The organism is Streptomyces sp. NPDC031111 (assembly GCF_055570675.1).
Genome location: NZ_JBVIGS010000036.1, coordinates 1 through 19,332 on the forward strand (window position 1 = coordinate 1; position 19,332 = coordinate 19,332).

Consider the following 19,332-nt stretch of genomic DNA (forward strand, 5'->3'; position numbering starts at 1 on the left):
CTCCCGCTGACGATCACGACTCCGGCCAGCACGAGTACCCCGTCACGGACTCACACCAGTACCGCGACCTGCAACTTCAGGATGAAACGATCTCATTGAAAGGCATCCACGCAGGCCCGAGTCCAGTCCAGGGCGTCAGCCGCATGCTCCATCTCGGCCCGCTCCCCCACGGCGCACTCGATCTCTGGCCGACCTCCCATCCGACCCGGCACATCGGATCATTCATCCGGTGGCACGTATTCGACTGGCTTATGTGCGCACGCACGCAGCGTGCGCGACGCTCCTACGCTATGCCGCCGGCCATTCCTCGGTCACCGAAAGCGAAAGCGCTTAACACTTCCATCGGCGACTGCCACAAAGGGTTGTCCTCACCTCGTTCTCAAAGCCCCAATTTGCGGGTCAAAGCAAATCAACCCGAGAGAACTTGCAACCTCCGCAATGTAAGCAGAGGAGGCTTCTGCCTCACTCCACGCAAGCCCGAGATAAACGTACGGTCCGCTTGCGCCAGCAGAAAGGGGAGTCGAGGCCCAAGGACTGTCATCACCCGCATTCCTGTCGGGCCAGCGATCAGTAAGGCGTGTCAGGAATTCATTGATGGCGTCCACCACTGGAAACAATTCATCAACTTCGAGATAATCATCGTACAGGCGATTATGCACTTTACTCGCCTCACGGTCGCTCGCCGGCATATCGCCTTGCCATACTGCCAGATCATAGCTCACGATGTAACTCCCCTATAAATTGTGAACTTTCCCTATCCCCACGCCTTTGCTCCACCATAGAGGATCATATTGACGTCCGACTGCGGGAGCAAGTCACCATTTTTCAGACCCCAAGGAGCGAGTTGATCCGTCCTGAGAATTACCCCGCCTTCATCCGCGAGCTGCCCGTACACCTGCCTCTGCTGTGGCGTCAACCTTGCGTCTGGACCGTTCTTCACTTCGAAGTATTCAGGCGCTCCGAGACCGCTCCCTTTCCTGGTTGCCACAATATCAACATATGAAGTGACTCCCTTCTTGGATTCAAGTTGTACGTGAGTTCCCATGATCACGTACCCCCGATCCGCCAGTTCCTGAATAGCTCTTGCTTCACCAATCGCACCCTTCGCGTTGCTCTTCCCTCTGCCACTCTTGCCGTTACCGGGCGTTGGAGCCTTAGCGCTCCTTCCTGCACCGAGGAGTGCTGCTATGACTCCGGGTACCTGATAGGCATTGCCTACAACATTGACCCCTTGTTCGGCCGCCCACATGTCGTAGGACTCGCCGTAGTCACAACCGGGATTGTCTACACCACCGCCCGAGCGGCAGTCATTGTCCCAGAAGACTCCAAAATAGTCGACGGTGTATGCGGCGTTGCGCAGGAGCCCTGCCAACGTGTCTGTAACCGGATCCGGGCCATTGACATGGCCTATGCAGCGACCATAGGCGCAGGACAATGACTCGCCGGTGGCGGTGTTCACCATAGACTGGCCATTGACTATTACTGTGCCAGTATCACCTGAAGGTCCAGGACGGCCGTAACCTGGAGCCGGGCCGTCGCTTCCTCTGTGGTCGCCGTAGTTGAGACCGTTTCCGTGGTGGTTTGCCGGCTCGGGCATGGGGTCGCCGTCGTCGGGGCATCCGTCGCCTCCTCGACCGCAGCGAAGCCCTCAACGCGGACATCACCCCCGGCAGCGCGGCTGCCACCCCGTAACGCCGCACCGCCTCCGACAACGCCGATGGCCCCGCAAGATGCCCCCCGGTATCTGAGCCTGTAAATACCCCCCAGGGGTGCGGGGCCATCGGCGTCCGGCTGCGTTGCCGTCAAACTGGGATTTCGGATCCTATCGGAGATCCGATCTGCGGAACCTCAAATTCCTCTCAGCAGGCTCTTGAGCACCTTACTCAGGGCCAACCATGCGACACATCTCGCACATGAGCAGAAACCTCGGAAATAACCCCATTATCGGAAACTCCCATAAACACACAGCCGCAAGCGATGTACCGAACAGGAGGTTCGTCCCCGATGGTTACAGAAACCCAATCTCCAACACGGGAGAAGCCCAACTTCTCGACTATTTCGACCTGGTCAACCCTCCCGGTGTCAGGAATCACACCAGTACCCCAAAGGGAGGTATCTACGACTGGCGCGAAGCGATTCACACTTTCCCCTTGCCGAGGTGGAAACCTCCCGAAATGCGGGGGCGGCTCGACCACTGTCACTTGGAACAGGAGTCCGGATTCGCGTCCGACCTTAAATTCCACGAAGCCGCCCATAGTGCCGCTAATTGAAAGGTGCAACTGCAGACCTGGGGGACGTGGCTCCCAGGTCGCAGTGAGGGGAATCCACGGATCGGCCTCCGCCCTCGCTTTTTCAACGAGAATCTCGCCAACGACTAGCAACATGTTCCGCGCCCCCTATCCTGTGAACCGGGCATGCATTAGGGCCGGTAGAGGGTCTGTGGCTCTCTGGTTGAACTCCAACTGCCAACCACCCACATTAAGCCTCTCGCCCATTCGCACGCCACCTCGCGTGGCCTCTGCAACAGCTGATTGAAGACTTGCCAATTGAGTTTGAGAAGTAACGTTGGCGAGATTCGCGTCGCGAGTTCTTGCCAGCGTCGACTCATACTGTTCCAACAGGTGCTTTGTGGAATTTGGGTGCACCCAGACGTCACTCCCGCCCGTTCTCATAGTGAATGACTTCGGGATCGGCGTGCCCGGATACTCTGGCTGCGTTCGACTGATACTGTCCCAAACCGTGCCCGTTGGACATGCCCCACCGGAGTTATGAACAAGCACCGGCGTCTCGCCCGCCAGCACATAGTACGTGTGCAGGTCGTCAACGGTGAGGTTGTATGTCCGGGCGTGCTTGGTGTATGCCTGGTTGCTGATGACGCGGACGGTGGTGCCGTCAGGGGTTCTGAGGGTCATGCCCGCGGCGAGGTTGCGGGCCTCGACCCAGGCGCCGATCTCGGGAACCCAGAAGGGGTGTTCGTGTGTAGCGGTGAGCTTCTCGGGTCCGTCGGGTGTTTCGATGGTCAGTTCGTTGAAGTGCTTGTCGTCTTCGGTGACGATCAGGTGGGTGACCTTCCGGAGGCGGGTCTCCCCTGTCTCCGGGTCTGTGGCCACAACCTCGTCGCCGACCTTAATCTTCTCGATTTCCTTGGTCTTGCCGTCGGCCATGAGGACTTGGGTGCCGGCAAGGAAGCACTTGCATCCTGAGGCGTACTTCTTGAGCCATTCTTCAACGGCCTCTTTACCCTTTTTCGCAACCGAATCGGGTACCAGCTTCAAGGCCTTCACGAAGGGGACATCCGAGGCGACACCAAGGTAGTCCCAGCCGTTTGCCTCTCCGGAAAGAGCCTTCTTCCATGACTCGACGTCAGGGATAACGAGGGAGGCCACGAATTTGAGTGTGCTCTTCTGGGCCTCCAGGTCGTACGGCTTGACGACGGTCCTTGTGCCCAGCGGTGGATGGTTGCTGCCGAATCGGTTGACGCTGTGGACGTCGCCCACTACGTCATAGGTGTAAGTGGTGCCTTCGTAACGGTAAGACCAACCTCCGGCACCGTCCGGGACCATCCAGTCCCGGTAGACGAAATCGCCCTCCTGGCAGCCCCTGTAGCAATCGGTGGCCGGCTTCAGGCCGTCGGGGTCGCTGGTGCTGATGGGGCTGTTCTTGGCGTAGGAGTAGCCGTTCATCTGCAACGGGTCCGTGATGTCCAGCAGCGGATCCGCGCTGATGAATCGGCCGTTGGCCTGGTCGTACTCGCGTGCGCCAATGTGTGTCAGTCCGGTGGCGGTGTCGTCGATGCCGACGCCCAGGTAGCTGCGCCTGTCCGGCCAGGAGGTCGGTTGGGGACCGCGGGCCTCGCCGAAGGGCTTGAAGGCCCGTCTGGTCACCGGCTGGCTGGCGGCCATCTGGATGGTGGTGTTGGCGGTATCCAGATGGTCGGCGAGCTGGATGTTGAGGGTGTGGCCGGTGCTGGTGCCGTTTGAGGTGCGGACGACTGTGGGGGCGCCGGGGTGAGCGTAGTTGCGGGTCGCCTTGGTGATCTTTCCGGTGGCGTCGGTGGTGAGTTCGCCGCCGGGAAGGTAAAGGGTGGAGCCTTCGCTGGAGTTCTCCAGGAGGCGTTGGCCGCCGGTGTCGTAGGTGTAGTTGACGGTGGTGGCGCCGGTGGTCACGGTGGCCGGCTTGTTCTCGCTGTTCCAGGTGAAACTCTGGGTGTCGCCGGGGAGGTCGCGCTTGGTGGTGTTGCCGGCCGGGTCGTAGGTGTAGGCGCTGCCGGAGCCGGTGGGGGTGGTGGAGACCCAGGCCAGGGTGTGGGGCTGGGTGGTGACCGGTTCGGTGGCGCCGTTTCCGGCGGTGGTGCCGTAGCCGGAGTGATAGGTGATGTTCTTGGCGGGGTCGGTGACGTTGTACTCGGTGAGAGTGGAGCGGTTGCCGATCCAGTCGTAGGTGAACGCCTGGCGGTAGGCGGTGGCGGAAGTCGCCACCGTGCCGGCGGCCGGGGCGGCTGCGGCACGCGTGCTGGTCAGCGAGGTGTCCGGGCTGGAGGTGTCGCTGGCCTCGTTCGGGGCGTCCGCGACGGGGCCGGATGAGGTGGCGTAGTCGGTGCGGTATCCGAAGGTGGCACCGTTGGCGGTCTTGCAGCCGTTGCCTGTGCCGGTGGGGGCGATGGTGGAGGTCCAGGCGTGGACGAGTTCACCGAGGGCGTCGTAGGTGTAGCACTGCGTGTCCCAGGTGGAGCCTGAGGCTTCGCTCAGCTTGCGGGAGTTCGATGTGATGGTGCCGGAGGCGTCGTAGGAGTAGTAGCTGTCGGTGATGCGGTGGGGTGAGGCGGTCTCGCGGTCGGCGACGGTGCGCTGGAGGCGGCCGGTGCGTGGGTCGATGAAGTTCGTGGTCCACACGCGGTAGGGCTGGGAGCCGGAGACGGTGCGGAGGGGTTCGCCGAACGGGGAGTAGGTGACGTCGGCGGTGTACCAGCTGGAGCCGGACGTGGACTCGGGCAGGCCGTCCTCGTTGTAGCGGATGACCACCTTCTCGGAGGAGATGCCGCCCTTTGACGGGTAGGTCACCGAGAGGGGCTTGCCGGTCGGCGTGTAGCTGTAGGTGTAGCTGTAAGTGCCTGAGAGCCCGGTGGTCTTGGTGTTGGCGGGGATGGTGATGTCCCGCCCGGTGGGCTGGTAGTCGGTGGTGTAGCCGGTGATTTTGGTGGTGTAGTCGCCGTCCGCCGTGTGGCGGGTCGTGGCGACCGGCAGGCCGAGGGCTCCGGCGGAGTCGAAGGTGAAGGTCTTGATCGGGCTGGCCGTGGCTGAACCCTCGCGGACAGCCGTTACTCGTCCGAGCACGTCGTAGGTCGTGTGCAGGGACTTGCCGTTGGCGTCGATGGTGGTGAGGGGGCGGTCGGCGCCGTCGTATGCGGTCGTCTTGGTGGTGCCGGTGTCCGGGTCGGTGGCTTCGACTATGCGGCTGCGTACGTCGTACTTGTACGTCCACTTGTTGCCGGCCGGGTCGGTGACTTCCGAGCGGTTGCCGCGGACGTCGTAGGCGTAGCGGGTCGATCGGGTGGTGGACTGGCCGGCGTTGGTGTACTGCTCGATCTCGGTGACCCGGCCGAGGGCGTCGGTGGTGGTCCACGTTGCCGGAGCGGTGTTGCCCGGGGGGTCCACGTGCACTGTGTTCGGCCCGTACGACGTGAAGGTCTCGTGCTGGAAGTCACCGTCGTGGTAGGTCGCTTGGCGGACGGTGCGGCCCATGCCGTCGTACTGGGTCTTTACATAGCTGGGGATGAGTGTCGTGGACTTGGGTGCGAACAGCGCTGTGGTCGGCTGGCCTGCGGCGAGGTAGCCGCTGGTGACGATGCTGGGCCGGCCGTGGTCGTCGTAGGAGGTGTCGGTGATGATGCGGCCGGGGCCGTGGGCCTCGTTCTGGGTCTGGACCGGGCGGAGCAGGCCGTCGTAGATGGTGACCGAGGAGGCGTAGCTGCCGTCATCCTTGATCGTCTTGGTGGTGACGGCAGCAGGGCTGGTCCTGGAGGAGGTGGCGGTGGCCTGTTGGTAGCTGATCTGGACGTCGGGGGTCTGGGTGCCGCTGGAGCGGGTCGGGGACCAGCCCTTGGCCAGGCGGCCGAGGGCGTCGTACTCGTACCGGGTCACGCGGCCGTTGGGGTCGGTGACGGTGAGGGGGAGGGAGCGGCCGGGGTCGAACGTGGTCGTGGTGGCGTGCCCGAGGGCGTTGACGGTCTTGAGGCCGGTGAGCGGGCCTCCGGTGTCGGCAGGCGTGTAGACGTTCTCGGTGGTGCCCTGATCCGGCCTGGTGACCTTGCGGATACGGCCGAGCGGATCGTACGTGGTGGTGGTGATGACGCTGTGGGCGTCGCCTGCGCCGTTGGATTCGGCGACGGTGGTGGGTAGGCCCTTGAGCGGCGTGGCGGCGTGGGCGAGGGTGTCGTAGCTGGTGCGGACCGATTTCAGCAGGTGCGTGGCGTAGTTCGCGCCGACGTATCGGGTGCAGGGCACGGCGATCGTCCGGCTCTGGGAGATCAGGCCGATCAGGTGCGCGTCGGTGTTGTGGACGTAGGTATTGCGGGTGCACTCCTGCTCGGAGAGTGTTTCGCCGCCGGTGCCGTCGGGCTTGACGACGAAGCTCTCGACCTCGGTGGGCAGGCCGTAGGTGTCGTCGACGGTGGTGAGGGTGCGCTTGGACTGCCATCCGTCGTCGAGGGACTGGATGTCGTCAGTGCGTTTGATGCCGACGCGGTGGGCGAGGAGCGGTTCCATGGCCGAGCCGTCCTCTGCCTCCCGGGCGCGGGAGGCGGTCTGCTTGGACCAGGGGAAGTTCAGGGTGCGCTCGAGGAGTTGCTTGTTCGAGTCCTTGTAGGTGAGGACCTCGGCGGCCAGGCCCGCGTACTGGCGGGCGTCGTCGCTGACCAGGGTGTGGGTGCCGGTGGTGTCCTTGACCTCGCCGCCGGTGCCGAGGAAGTAGCGCGTCTCGGAGTACGACTGCGACTGCGGGTCGTCGTTGCCGGTCTTGCTGGAAGTGGTCTTGCTGCCCTTGGTCACGGAGACCTGGCGATATCCCTGCCAGTCGCTGTACGTGCGAAGGGCGGGTCGCTGGAACTCGTCGTCGGACTTGGCCCAGGCCGGGCCGGTGTACTTGTACTTGGTGACGATCGGCACGCCGTGGTTCGTGACCTTGTCGGTCTCCACGACGGAGGCGACGACGTACTTGTTGAACCACTGCTTAGGTGGGGTCCGCTCGTCGCCGTCCGGGGACCAGCGGACCGGGTAGCAGGTTCCGTTCGCCTTCTCCTTGTCCTCGGACGGCGGGGTGGCGCAGCCGCCGGTGTACTCGACCTCGATGTCGGCGCCGGCCTCAGTGGCGACCGTGCCGATGCGGGGGCGGGTGAAGGCGGGACGCTGGTCCTTGGGGCCGGTGCGGACGAGGTTGGGGAGCTGGCGGTCGCGCAGGCGGGACTGAAGCGGAGAGGAGGAGCCGACGCGGTACTCGGCGAAGCTCACGCCGTCCTTGGACTGGATGGTCCCGGTGGTGTCGCCGGGGCCGTATCCGGTGCGGGTGATCGAGTTGAGCCAGAGTCCCGGGGAGGTGTCGTACCAGTCGTCGGGAAACGACTGGTGGAGGGCGTAGACGTCGACCTTGCCTAGGCCGGTCACGCCGGGGCGGGCACCGAGGGTGGTGATGGTGTCCAGGCGCATCTGCGTCCAGAACGACGGGAAGCCGGGGCAGAGCTTGGACGTTGATTTGCAGTTGAGGTTGCCGGGGGTGTCCCACCAGGGGCGGTAGGCGCCGGGGTCGTCGGTCTTGGCGAAGTTCGCCGCGTCACAGGCGGTGGCGGACTTCAGGCAGCGCTGCTTGACGCCGAAGCTGACCTGCGCGGAAGGCGTGGACAGGTCGTCCGAGCGCATTCCGTAGTCGATGGTGGTGGGGTAGGCGAAGCGCTCGTAGGCTTCCGGGGTCTTGCGCTTGTCGCGGACGGCGTAGTAGTTCGTCTCCTGCTTCCAGTTGACGACCATCACGTTGCCGTGGACGTCGGTGACCTTGTCCAGGCCCCAGCGCCAGGCCTGCTGCTTGCCCGCGCCGCAGCGGGAGTCGGCGAAGGCGGTTGCATGGCAGGGCTCGCCGGGATGGTTGCCGAAGACGGGAACCGTGGAGACCGAGTTGGTGTTGGCGTGGCCGCCGCCGACCTCGTGACGGCCGAAGGTGTAGACGGTTCCGTCGGTGGTGGTCACCTCCCAGTACTCGCCGTCGTTGTCGCCGTTCACCGCACCGGTCTTGAGCGAGACCCGGGTACCGTCGTCGGACGCGAGGCGGTAGGTGTCGGTGGTGCCGACGCGGACCAGCTCGGTGGTCCGGCCGGCGAGGGACATCACCGCATTGTGCGAGACCCAGCACAGGTCGGAGGTCTTGTTGGCCTTGGCGGTGTTGTTGGGGGCGCCGGCGTCAAGAATCTTCCGGTCGTCCTTGCAGCTGCGGTAGCGGCGCTCGATGTGGCCGGAGTCGTAGTCCCAGCCCTCGCCGATCCACGAGGCCTGAGGGGAGGAGACAGCGGTGCGGCCGTCCACGGACTGCGAGTTGTAGGTGAGCGCGATCTTCGGAATGGGGCCGGCCGGGGGCGCCGGAACGGTCAGCGGGTAGGACCACACGAAGGCGCCGGAGCTGCCGGCGTGCGACCAGGAGCCGGTCGAGGCAAGGGGGGTCGCCTTGAACGAGCCGCCGGGGCCAGCTCCGGAATCGACGGCGCCGATCACGGTGGAGTCGGCGCTGCCTTCCGCGTCCAGCAGGCGGGAGCCAGCCGACTGGGTGGAGGTGCCTTCGGACGCTGTGCTGACGGTGTCGTCAGCGGCCGGGTCGATGGTCGCGGAGACCGTGTTGGCGTCCGGGTCGTTGACCGTCTCCAGCTCCGTGTATGCCTGGCACTCCTCGGCCTCGGGGGTGGTCAGGTAGCACGCGGGGAACTGGACCAGACGCAGGCGGGAGCCCCAGTCGGCGCCGTAGAGGTTCTCGAAGGTGCCGTAGTCCAACGAGAGCGACACCGGCACCGCGCCCGTGTCCGGCGGATCGACGCGGATAACCGCACCGTCCACGCCCTGCGTGGTGACTTCGGTGCGGGCGTCCACGGTCACGCCCCACGTACCGGTGGGGGCGGGCTGCCCCTCGGCCGGGGCAAGCGTGACCGGGACCTGGTCCAGTGACTGGGACTCGACGGCGGCGGACGAGCTCCGTGCGGTACTGGACGGAAACGTGACCGTTGTGGTGGACGCGGGAAGCGGAGTGTCGGTGCCGGGCGGCGCCGCCTCCATGTCCTGCGGAACATCGGTCTTCAGGCTCTCGACGTCCTGGTTGACCGGGGTGCCGTCGGCAGGGACGACTTTGGCGAGCGACTCGAGAATCAGGGCCTCGCGCCCCGGTTCGTCGGCCGGCGGGACCGGCGGCACAGCCATCGCCGCCGTGGGCAGCAGACCGACGAGCACCGCGGCACCAGCTACGGCGACAACCACTCTGCGCACCCGCAGGCTTCGGGAAAGGCGAGTTCGACCGAACACGGAGGGTCCCCCCGGACCACTTGGAGCGGGGCCGGAAACGGACCTCGCGCAGGACGAAACAGATCGGGCGAATTCTGTGAGAGCGATGTGAAGAAATGCTAGAGGTTCAGACCACTAGTGATCATTGTCACGCCGCGTAACGATAAAATCACTCACAGAGGGCGTCGATCGGGCAGCACCCCTCCGAGGAGGGATACCTTCCGACGTGGGTCCAATTTCGCCCGAAAATATCTGATGGCTATTCAAATGCTCCGAATCATGGGGCAGTTCGTGCTGATATGAGACCTCTCTCGGAACGGTGGACACTCACCAGCCTCAGCAGGGCGGCACCTGGGGAAACGGAGATCGCCCGGTCCGAGTTTCTGGCGTGAGAATTCACAGGGTGACGACAGGCGGCTCATGAGTCATCATCAGCTCGCCCTGCCATGCCCGCGCCCCCGTACGGAGCGGTCCGCTTCGCCATGGCCGGCCACATCGTTCCGGAGGAGCCCGCACACGTCGATCCGTGTGCCGGGCATGGGGAAAGGGACCTCTCACGATGCCAACCACTCAGCCCCGCAGGCCCGGACGCCGCACCCTGGCGTTCACCCTCGCCACGGCGGTCGCAGCGACCGGCATCGCTTATGCCGGGTACACGAGATCCGACGGACAACAGCAGGCCGAGCCCCAGCGGGCGAAGGTGGTCACCGAGAGCGCCGCCTTCGTCCAGGCCGCTCGCACGGGCAAGCAGGTCGAGGTCACCGCGGACCGCACCGAGCGCTCCACCACCTGGGCCCGTCCCGACGGCCAGCTCGCCAAGCGGTTCCACGCCTCGCCGGTCCGGGTCCGCAAGGATGGCGAATGGCGCGCGATCGACACGGATCTGCGGCGCAGCGAGGCCGGCTGGGAGACCACGGCCACCAGCGCCCGCATAGTGTTCACCGCAGGTTCGGGCAAGCAGAACCCGGAGCGGGCCTCCCGGGCCGGGGGCCAGCGTGTGTCACTGGTAAAAAACGCTCCCGCCGCGGCCGGAGCGAGCGACCTCGTCACGCTCTATGTGGGCGATGCCGGTGAGTACGCCATCCGGCTCACCTGGCCGGGGCCGGTCCCCGCCCCCGTCATCGACGGCTCGCGCGCCCTGTACCCGGAGATCTTCCCCGGCGCGGACCTGGTCCTTACAGCAGACAACGACGGCTTCGCCCAGCTCCTCGTCCTGAAGAACCAGGCGGCCGCGAACAACCCACTGGTGCAGCAGCTCTCGTACGGCATCACCTCCGAAGACCTGACCTTCCGCCTCGACCCACTGTCCGGCGTCCTCACCGCCGAGACCTTCTTCGGCAACGAAGTGGCCAGCTCCGGAACGCCACTGATGTGGGACTCCACCGGCCAGCCCGCCATCACCGACGGACAGGTCGGAGCCACTGCCCAGCCGACCGGCTCGGAGAGCCCCGAGCCCAGCAGCTCCACGTCCTGGACGCCGGAAGTGGTGCCGGCCGAGGAGGCGACGAACGACGCCGAGTCGGATGAGCAGACCGACCGGGAATCCGAAGCCCCTAGCCTGCCCACCCCCACCGACGAACCTGAAGTCGTCCCCTCGGAGACCGCCACACCCACCGCTCCCGCCGAACCCACCCCAGGCCCCTCGCAGAGCGGACCAGCGGCAACCCTCTCGCTCCCACTGCTCGACGGGCCATCACCAGACTCCCTGGGCAACACCGTGGAGTCTGACCTCTCGGGCGACAACTGGGTCATCACCCCGGACCTGAACTTCCTCAACGCTCCGGAGACGACCTACCCGGTCTTCATCGACCCGTCCGTCACCAAGCACATGGACAACTGGACGACCGCTTACAGTCGGCACCCCAACGCCACCTTCTACAACGGCAAGGGCTTCAACAAGGGCGGCACCCACGAGGCCCGGGTCGGCTTCGAGTCCGACACCTGGGGCACTTCGCGTTCCTTCTTCAACATGGACTTCGACAAGAACCTCAAGGGCGCGAAGATCAGCAGTGCCAAGCTGCGCCTGCTGGAAACGTACTCCTGGTCCTGCAGCGCCCGCTCGATGAGCGTCCACGTCACCGGAGCGATCAGCAAGAAGACCAACTGGAAGAACGCCCCGAAACTCACCGACGGCAACAAGCTGCAGACCCGCAGCTTCGCGCACGGCTACAAATCCGGCTGCCGCGACGCCTACGAAACCTTCGACGTGAAGAAGGCCGCACAGAACTACGCCGACCTCGGCCGCTCCACAATCACCTTCGGTCTGCGTGCCCGAAACGAGACATCCCAGTACTCCTGGAAGAAGTTCCAGGCCAACGGCGACAACGGCCCGGCACTCGAACTCGTCTACAACCGTCGCCCTTCGTCCCCCACCAACCTCGACCTGTCTCCCGACGCCAAGTGCACCACCACCGAGCCGTACGTCCGGATGGGCACAGGCAGCGTCACCTTCACCGCGCGAGGGAAAGACAAGGACAACAACCTCGACTACCTGGACTTCGACCTCTGGCCCACCGGCAAGTGGGGCACCACCGGCGACATACTCGGCACCACGGGCAAGGTTTCCACCGGCAGTGACGGCGGCGACGCCCTGCGCTCCACACCCGCCTTCTCCACCAGCAAACTGACCAACGGCACCCTCTACTCCTGGCGGGTCCGCGGCATCGACGACAAGGGCGCCACTTCCGGCTACTCGCCGGCCAAGACGCCCTGCCGGTTCATCCTGGACACCGCCCCGCCCAAGCGCCCCAAAATCACCTCCACCGACTTCCCCAACGCAGACGGCTCGGAGAACGGCTTCGGGAACGACGCCGAGGACGCCAACTGGTCGAAACTGAAGTTCGGCACGGCGGGCTCCTTCACCGTCTACGCCGGATCCACCGACACCGTCCGCTTCGAGTACTCCTTCAACGGTGCCAACTACAACTTCTCCAAGAGCCGCACCGCCGGAACAGCCGTCACCACCCCGACGACCATCGCCGACGCCAAGCCCCCGACAGCCGGCCCCAACGTCCTGTACATCCGTGCTGTCGACTCGGCAGGCAACCCCTCCGACCCGGCCCTCTACTTCTTCTACGTCAGCCCGCGCGACGAAGCCGACAGCCCCGGCGACTTCACGGGCGACGACCTAGCCGACCTCATGGCCGTGACCTCCGGGGGCAACCTCGCTCTCTACCCGTCCCAGGCCACACCCGACCTCGCTCGCCCCAGCGGTGACCTCGACTACTCCATGTCCGGCGCCTACCGCGCCAATCCCGCCAAGGACCCGGGCTCCGAGGACGGTCTTCCACCGTTTGTCGCCGCACCCTCCGGTCACTTCAAGGACTCCCTGATCACCCACAACGGTGACATCTACGGAGGTGACGGCCTCCAGGACCTGGTCGTCCGCGTCGGCGGCAAGCTCTGGGTCTATCCCGGCGACGGCTACGGCGCAGTCAACATCGACCGACGAGTGGATATCCTCCTGCCGTCCAACGCGCCCAACCCCGCCTCCCTCACCCAGATCGTCTCGGCCGGCGACGCCACCGGAGACGGCCGCACAGACTTCTTCGCCACCGTGGGCGAGGAGATCTGGGCCTTCACCGGCTACCACGGCGCCACCATCGACAAGGCGATCCGCCTGTCCTCCACGCCCTGGGCCGACCGCGACATCGTCACCGCGGCCGACATCAGCGGCGATGGGGTGACCGACCTGGTCTACCGCACCGACGTCTCAGGCCGGCTCCTCTTCCGCAAGGGCATCAAGGCCGCCGACGGTGGGACCGACCTGACCTCCCTGGCCTCCGCCGCCAACTCTGCCGATGGCACCGACGCCGTCTACGGTTCCTCCGGTTGGTACAGCACCAGCATCCCGCTGCTGATCGGAACCCCCGACGCCAACGGCGACGCCATTCCTGACATCTGGACCGTACGCTCCGACGGATCCGTACGCTTCTATGCAGGCGGCAAGACCGTCCTGTCCGGATCCGGCACAGAGATCATCGGACAGAACAGTTACTGGAAAACCCGCATCGCCATCGGCTGACCTGCCGACCCCAAATGCCCGGACCCGCTTCTTTGGAAAGGCGGGTCCGGGCGCGCTGAGCGAGGAAGAGAGCGAGGCCCGGGCGAGACTGAAGGCCGACCGGCAGGCGCTGCTGACGCGGACGACCGATCCGCTGTTGATGAAACTCGTACTGAGCGAAACCGCGCTGTGCCCGCAGATCGAATGGATATGACGTGACGGCCGGACAGACGGCACGGTGAAGCCTTCGCGGCCCTGCTGAGGCCGGATGTGACGCGGGCTCGAACACGGCCGCCGACCACGTCAATGCCGCCCACCTCGCCGCATGGCGGGGGCATCTGACCGGAGCCCGCGGTGCCGGCTGCGCTCCTCGCGCCTCATGCTGCACCGCAGCCCCCAGAGCTGCCGACAACGGCGTGAGGTGAGCCAGTGTCGGCTGGTGGGGCGCGGCCCGGCTGCCCCAGAGCGGCGTACAGCGGCATCCCGCAGAGCAGTGGCCGTCGCCGACCATGACGCCCCGGAAGTAATAGCGCCACCCGTTGCCCGGGCAAACTTCCGCTTTGCTGATCACCAACCCATGAAACCCTGGCATTGACGTGCAGAAAAGCACGATCGCGGGTACTTCCCGCCGGGCGGGAGCGCATCACCAGACCGTTACCGCACAAGCCCACCAGGCGGGCTCCACGGCAGCACGAGACGGCCGCCGGCTTGTGCACAGTTCGCAGCATGATTATCGAACTGCTCTACACAGCCCTCTGTCCGTTGTGTTCACGGCCTATCCGGCCCGCCGAGTTCCGCAGCAGCAGACCCTCTGCCCGGCAGAGCCGCCCCGCCCGCACGGAGTCGATGCGCGCTTCTACGCCCACGAAGACATCGCGGCCAGCCCGGCGGTGACCTACGAGAGCTGACCGTTCCGTGCGAAATACTGCGCCAGGCGCAGCCAGCCCCACGCAGGGTTGCTTTTGCGCGGTCAACGTGATCAGCACGAGGGCGGCCGAGCAGCGCCCCGGCGAGCCGTTATGCGGGCGGGCTATCTGTGGCCGGGGAGGGGGCCGCTTTCGTCGTGGGCGCTGGAACATGTCCGGTGGAGATGCGTTCCTTTCGCCATGGCAGGAGCAGTGCGCTCGCCATGCACAGCAGGCCGGCGATGAGCAGGGCGCCGCGTACCCCTGCTGCGGCGGCGATGAGCCCACCGGCGATCACGAAGGCGGCCTGGCATGTCTTCGCGCCGACGGACCAGGAGGTGCCGACGCGGGACATGTACGCGTCCGGTGTGGCCGCCATGCGATAGGTGGTGAACGACGGGTTGAAGACCCCTGCGGAGAAGAGCAGGCCGAAGTCGGCGGCCACGATGACGAACAGGCCGAGGGCACCGGAGGGCGTCAGGGGCAGCAGGATCGTCCACAGGGTGCGTGCGACACCGGACAGCAGCAGGATGCGGCGCTGTCCGAATCTCCGGGTGAGCATCGGGGTCAGGCGTGAGCCGAGCACGCCGCCCAGGCACGGCAGTCCCAGGGCGAGTCCGTACTGCCACGGTGCCAGGCCGAGGTCATCCAGCATGAGGACGGCCATCAGCGGTGAGGCCATCATGACGGATCCGCCGAAGAGGAGCGCGTTGAAGAACAGCGGCCGCAGTCCTTGGTGCCGCAGGAGGTACTGCCAGCCGGCAGCGATGTCGCGGCCCAGGTGAGAGGTGGCGGCGCGTGGCGGTGGTGCGGGTTCAGGCTGTCGGATGCGTCGGATGCCCAGGGCCGATCCGAGGAAGGACAGTGCGTCGACCACCATGGTGGCGGCCGCGCCCAGTGCCCCGATCAGAAGCCCGCCGACGGGCGGGCCGGCGCTGACGCTGATCCAGTTGGTCGTCTCGAACAGGCTGTTGGCGCGAAGACGATGCTCAGGCAGGACAAGTGCCTTCAGGTGCGCGCCGCTCGCCGCGTCGAACGCGACAGAAGCCGCCGTCTGGAGAACACCGACGACACACACCTGGGTAAAGGTGAGCTGGTCGAACGCCATGGCGACCGAAATACTCACCAGCATCACGCAGCGGGCCAGGTCGGCGGTGATCATGACCGGCCGCTTGTACTGGTGCTCGACACGCACACCGAGCGGCAGAGCGATCACCGCACTGGCCACCGCAGACAACGCAGCGAGCACAGACACCTGGAACGCCGAGGCATCCAGCACCAGAAGGGCAATCAACGGCAACGCCCCCATGCCGACGGCACTGCCCGCGGCGCTGACCGCGTAGGCGACCCACAACCGACGGAAGTCCTGCCCGAGCGTGCTCCGCCGTACCAACCGAACCTCCCGAGGTACGAAGGCGCTCAGCGTAGTGACACTGACCGTCCTCCACCCCGTGATCAGGCCACCACGGAACGCTTCTCGGAGTGGAGCCGGTTCCACGAACACCGCGCCGTCGCCTCCGCAACCAACGGCATCGACGACGGTCCGGATCGCCTGTGCCGCAGGCTCGAGCCGGGCCACGAGGCTGTCGGCAGGGTTGTCGCTGCGGCGGTCACACTGACTCAACTCGCACGCGCACAGCTGCAGCCTCACTGCCGGCACCTGCGGCAGCGGCCCCGCTTGCGCGGCGCCTCGCGCCGGACGACGCCGGAAGTTCCCCGCGCCCTCTGGCGGTGTTGGCGCAGGCCAGAAGGATTGCAGGGCAGCAGGAATACCAAGATCGTCACGGGTGTCGGGTGGGTTTTCGGAAAGAGATCCGGGAACCAAGCAGATTGCCCCTGCGATCTCTACGAAAGTGTCCGTTCGGTCCCGTGTTGTACTGCAGATGGGGGCATTTGACCGAATGGCAGTGGGCAGAGGGTGTCACTACAGTCACGGAGCGCGAACCCGCGCTTTCCACGACCCGGGCTCGCGCTCCACAGCATCTCGACCAAGGAGAAGCCCTTGTCTGGCTCCCCGCTCGAGCGTGGGATCAAACGCCTTCGGCGGCGATCCGCGCATGACCATAACAAAGCAGCTGTCCAGGACGACACGCCCAGCAACACCGCGGCAACACCTGGCAACAGCCCCTCGCACACCTCGGCCACGCAGCAGTTCGTTGCTCCGGCCCTCATCGTCGTCCCCGGTTCCTCGCACTGGACAGAACTGACAACCTCCCTGGTGGCGGTAGCTATTTGGGCGGTCCTCACCTGGCGTGGCCGCCCCGGCAGTCCCCCGGCGCCCTGATGATCCGAGGGCCGCTGTCCCCTCGGCCCTCGTCATGATCTGCGTGCATCCGCGCGACGAAACGGCTGCACCCATACCGCTCACCGTCACGAATCCCGGGCGACGGCCCCCATTTCGTCGCCCGGGAAAGCCACAGTCAAGGGAGAAACGCCACGATGGGGCAGACCTTTTCGCAGCCGACCTGCAAGCAGTGCGGCAAGGAACGTCGCTTTCAGGCCACAGGACGGCCCGGCGAGTACTGCAGCACGGCATGCCGGCAGAAGGCGCGCCGGGAGCGGCAGGCCGCTTCGCAGACCCCGGACACGGAAGAGTTCGATCAAGCCCTGCGCGTCCAGCTCAACCAGGTCATTCACCTGTCCCGGGACATACTGCTCTCGCTCGACCAGCCCGGCACCCCCGTCACCGCGCCATTGGAGCAGCTGGCCCGTCTCCAAGTGATCACCGAACGCCTCACTCCCAACATGGTGGCCCGCAGCAAGCAGCGCGGCGCCTCCTGGGAAGCGGTCGGCGCCTCGCTCGGCATGAGCAAGGACACCGCACGCAAGAAGTGGGCCCCCGCGCGCCGCACGCCCGGACCTCGTCGCGTCTCCTCCCCCGCTGCGGCGCCCTCACCGCCGCCGGCACCGCCAGGCCCACCACCTGCAGGCCCCTACAACGACACCGCTGCCCCAGCACCCACCACGACGGTCCCGGCCGCGACCCTGGCCGGACAGGACCTCGCCAACATTCTCAGCAGCCTTCAGCGTGCCTCCGGGCTCAGCCTGCGCGCACTGGCCACCCGCACCGGCCTGTCCGCCGGCCACCTCTCACGGATGATGTCCGGCGAACGCTTCCCCTCCTGGAAACACGTCGCCGCACTGGCCCGCGCCTGCGGCGCCGACCCCGAAGTCCTGCGCCGCGTCTGGGAAACCTCCAACGCCCGCCGCGACAGCCAGGCCCGTCCCAACTCGCTCGCCTCCGCACTGCAGTTCCTGCACCTGCGGGCCGGCAGCCCCACCCCCTGGGCCATCGCCATCACCAGCGGCAACCAACTCGACCAGGACCGCATCACAGCCCTCCTCGACGGAACCGCCACAGGGGACTGGGAGGAGATCCAGCGCCTCGTACAGCTCCTGGACGGCGAACCCACCTACTTCGAACCCTTATGGGAAGCCGAAGCTCCCTCCCCACCACAACCAGCCACCATCAAGGCCCCACCCCCAGACGAATCCCCCACAGCCAGCACCCGCGTCGAAGACCTCCTCATCGCCTTCCGCGACGCCCTGGGCGGCACCTCACGCCCCCCTGCCCTCTCCCCCACCCGAAGGTGCCTCGCCACTCCCATACCCCCCGCCAGATCCGGCCCTCTGTAGCAGCCGGCAGGTCGCCAGCAGCGGTCATGCAGCGTGCCGCACCGGTCACCGGCACGCTCTTCAAGGACGTCCCCAGCGACTACGGGCACTTCTCCGTACCTCGCGCCCATACTGCGCGGCCTGCGGGCAGAAGTCCCCGACTACGTGCGCGACGTCCTGGAGGGCCGGCCCCCCCTCCGGCCAGGGTCACCGACCACGTCGGCGGCATCGTCGTGATCCCCGACGCGGACGCCCCGTGTACAACCGCGGGCCGGATCGCCTGCGGCGACGAAGGGCGGCCCTTTGATGCGGCCGTTGTTCTCCAGCGGTGCCATCCAGGCACTTAGACCGTGTCCTACGTGGTGAGGCGTCGTTGACCTCGGTATGGGGCGGGGTACGTGGAGTTGGATTGTTCCGGACGGGTTGTGGGAGATCGCGAAGCCGCTGATCCCGCCCCCGAGGGTGCGTCCGCAGGGCGGCGGAACGCAGGACACCCCTGATGAGACGCTGTTCGCGGCCATCATCTACGTCCTGGTCAGCGGCTGCGCCTGGCGCCAACCGCCGCCCTGCTTCGGTACATCGAAGTCGACCGCCCACCGGCGGTTCTTGATCTGGTCGAGAGCCGGCCTCTGGGGACAGCTGCACGAGGCCGTGCTGCACCGGCTCGACGACGCCGGCCTCATCGACGTCACCCGCGTCGTCCTGGACACCGCCCATGTCCGGGCTAAAAAAGGGGCGAACATGCAGGTCCGAGCCCCGTGGACCGAGGCAAGCCGGGTTCCAAGATGCACGTCCTGTCGGACGCGAACGGACTGCCCCTCCTCGTCGGCGTCTCGGCCGCCAACACCCACGACAGCGAAGGGCTGAAGCCGATGGTGGAGGGTCACCAAACGAGACACGACCCCCATCGCGGCCGGCACTTCAAGCCCTAGCGCCTGCACGCCGACAAAGCCTACGACCGGGCTGACCTGCGCAGATGGCTGCGAGAGAAGCGGATCGGCGTGCGCATCGCCCGCAAGGGAATCGAGTCCAGCGAGCGATTAGGGCGGCGCCGCTGGGTGATCGAACGCACCATGTCGTGGCTGTCCGGCTACCGCCGCTTGAGCCCTCGCTACGAACGCGATCCCCGCAACTACCTGGCCTTTCTCGGCCTCGCCGCCGCCCTGTGCTGCTACAAGCGACTCATCCGCCTCACCACGTAGGACACGGTCTAAAACTCGCCACACTAGAGTCACTAACGGTTCCCTTTTGTCATCATTTCATCAACTTATGTCACCCGAGA

At 66.0% G+C, this 19,332-nt stretch carries 6 protein-coding genes and 1 pseudogene; 3 read left to right on the forward strand and 4 right to left on the reverse strand.

Going from position 1 to position 19,332, the window contains the following annotated elements; all coding sequences use genetic code 11:
* Positions 1-368: 368 nt before the first annotated feature.
* From ACZ470_RS38495 to ACZ470_RS38505, 3 genes are all read right to left on the reverse strand, one after another.
* Positions 369-722, reverse strand: a complete 354-nt coding sequence (locus ACZ470_RS38495; protein WP_468434628.1) for a hypothetical protein — start codon at positions 720-722, stop codon at positions 369-371.
* Positions 723-754: 32 nt separating this feature from the next.
* The gene (locus ACZ470_RS38500) at positions 755-1,597 is read right to left on the reverse strand and encodes a hypothetical protein (protein ID WP_468434629.1); all 843 of its coding nucleotides are present in this window, start codon (positions 1,595-1,597) and stop codon (positions 755-757) included.
* A gap of 799 nt (positions 1,598-2,396) precedes the next feature.
* Positions 2,397-9,446, reverse strand: a complete 7,050-nt coding sequence (locus ACZ470_RS38505) for a polymorphic toxin-type HINT domain-containing protein (RefSeq protein ID WP_468434644.1) — start codon at positions 9,444-9,446, stop codon at positions 2,397-2,399.
* Positions 9,447-10,086: 640 nt separating this feature from the next.
* Between ACZ470_RS38505 and ACZ470_RS38510 the strand changes: the two genes are divergently transcribed.
* Positions 10,087-13,551, forward strand: a complete 3,465-nt coding sequence (locus tag ACZ470_RS38510; protein WP_468434630.1) for a DNRLRE domain-containing protein — start codon at positions 10,087-10,089, stop codon at positions 13,549-13,551.
* Between the two features lie 996 nt (positions 13,552-14,547).
* On the opposite strand, the gene ACZ470_RS38515 is transcribed toward ACZ470_RS38510, so the two are convergent.
* Complete coding sequence (locus tag ACZ470_RS38515; RefSeq protein WP_468434645.1) at positions 14,548-15,828, reverse strand: MFS transporter; 1,281 nt, start codon at positions 15,826-15,828, stop codon at positions 14,548-14,550.
* Between the two features lie 1,046 nt (positions 15,829-16,874).
* Here ACZ470_RS38515 and ACZ470_RS38520 point away from each other — a divergent pair.
* Positions 16,875-18,071 (forward strand): helix-turn-helix domain-containing protein, encoded by a 1,197-nt coding sequence (locus ACZ470_RS38520; RefSeq protein ID WP_468434631.1) that lies wholly within the window; start codon positions 16,875-16,877, stop codon positions 18,069-18,071.
* A gap of 363 nt (positions 18,072-18,434) precedes the next feature.
* A pseudogene (locus tag ACZ470_RS38525) lies at positions 18,435-19,252 on the forward strand (IS5 family transposase).
* Positions 19,253-19,332: the final 80 nt, after the last annotated feature.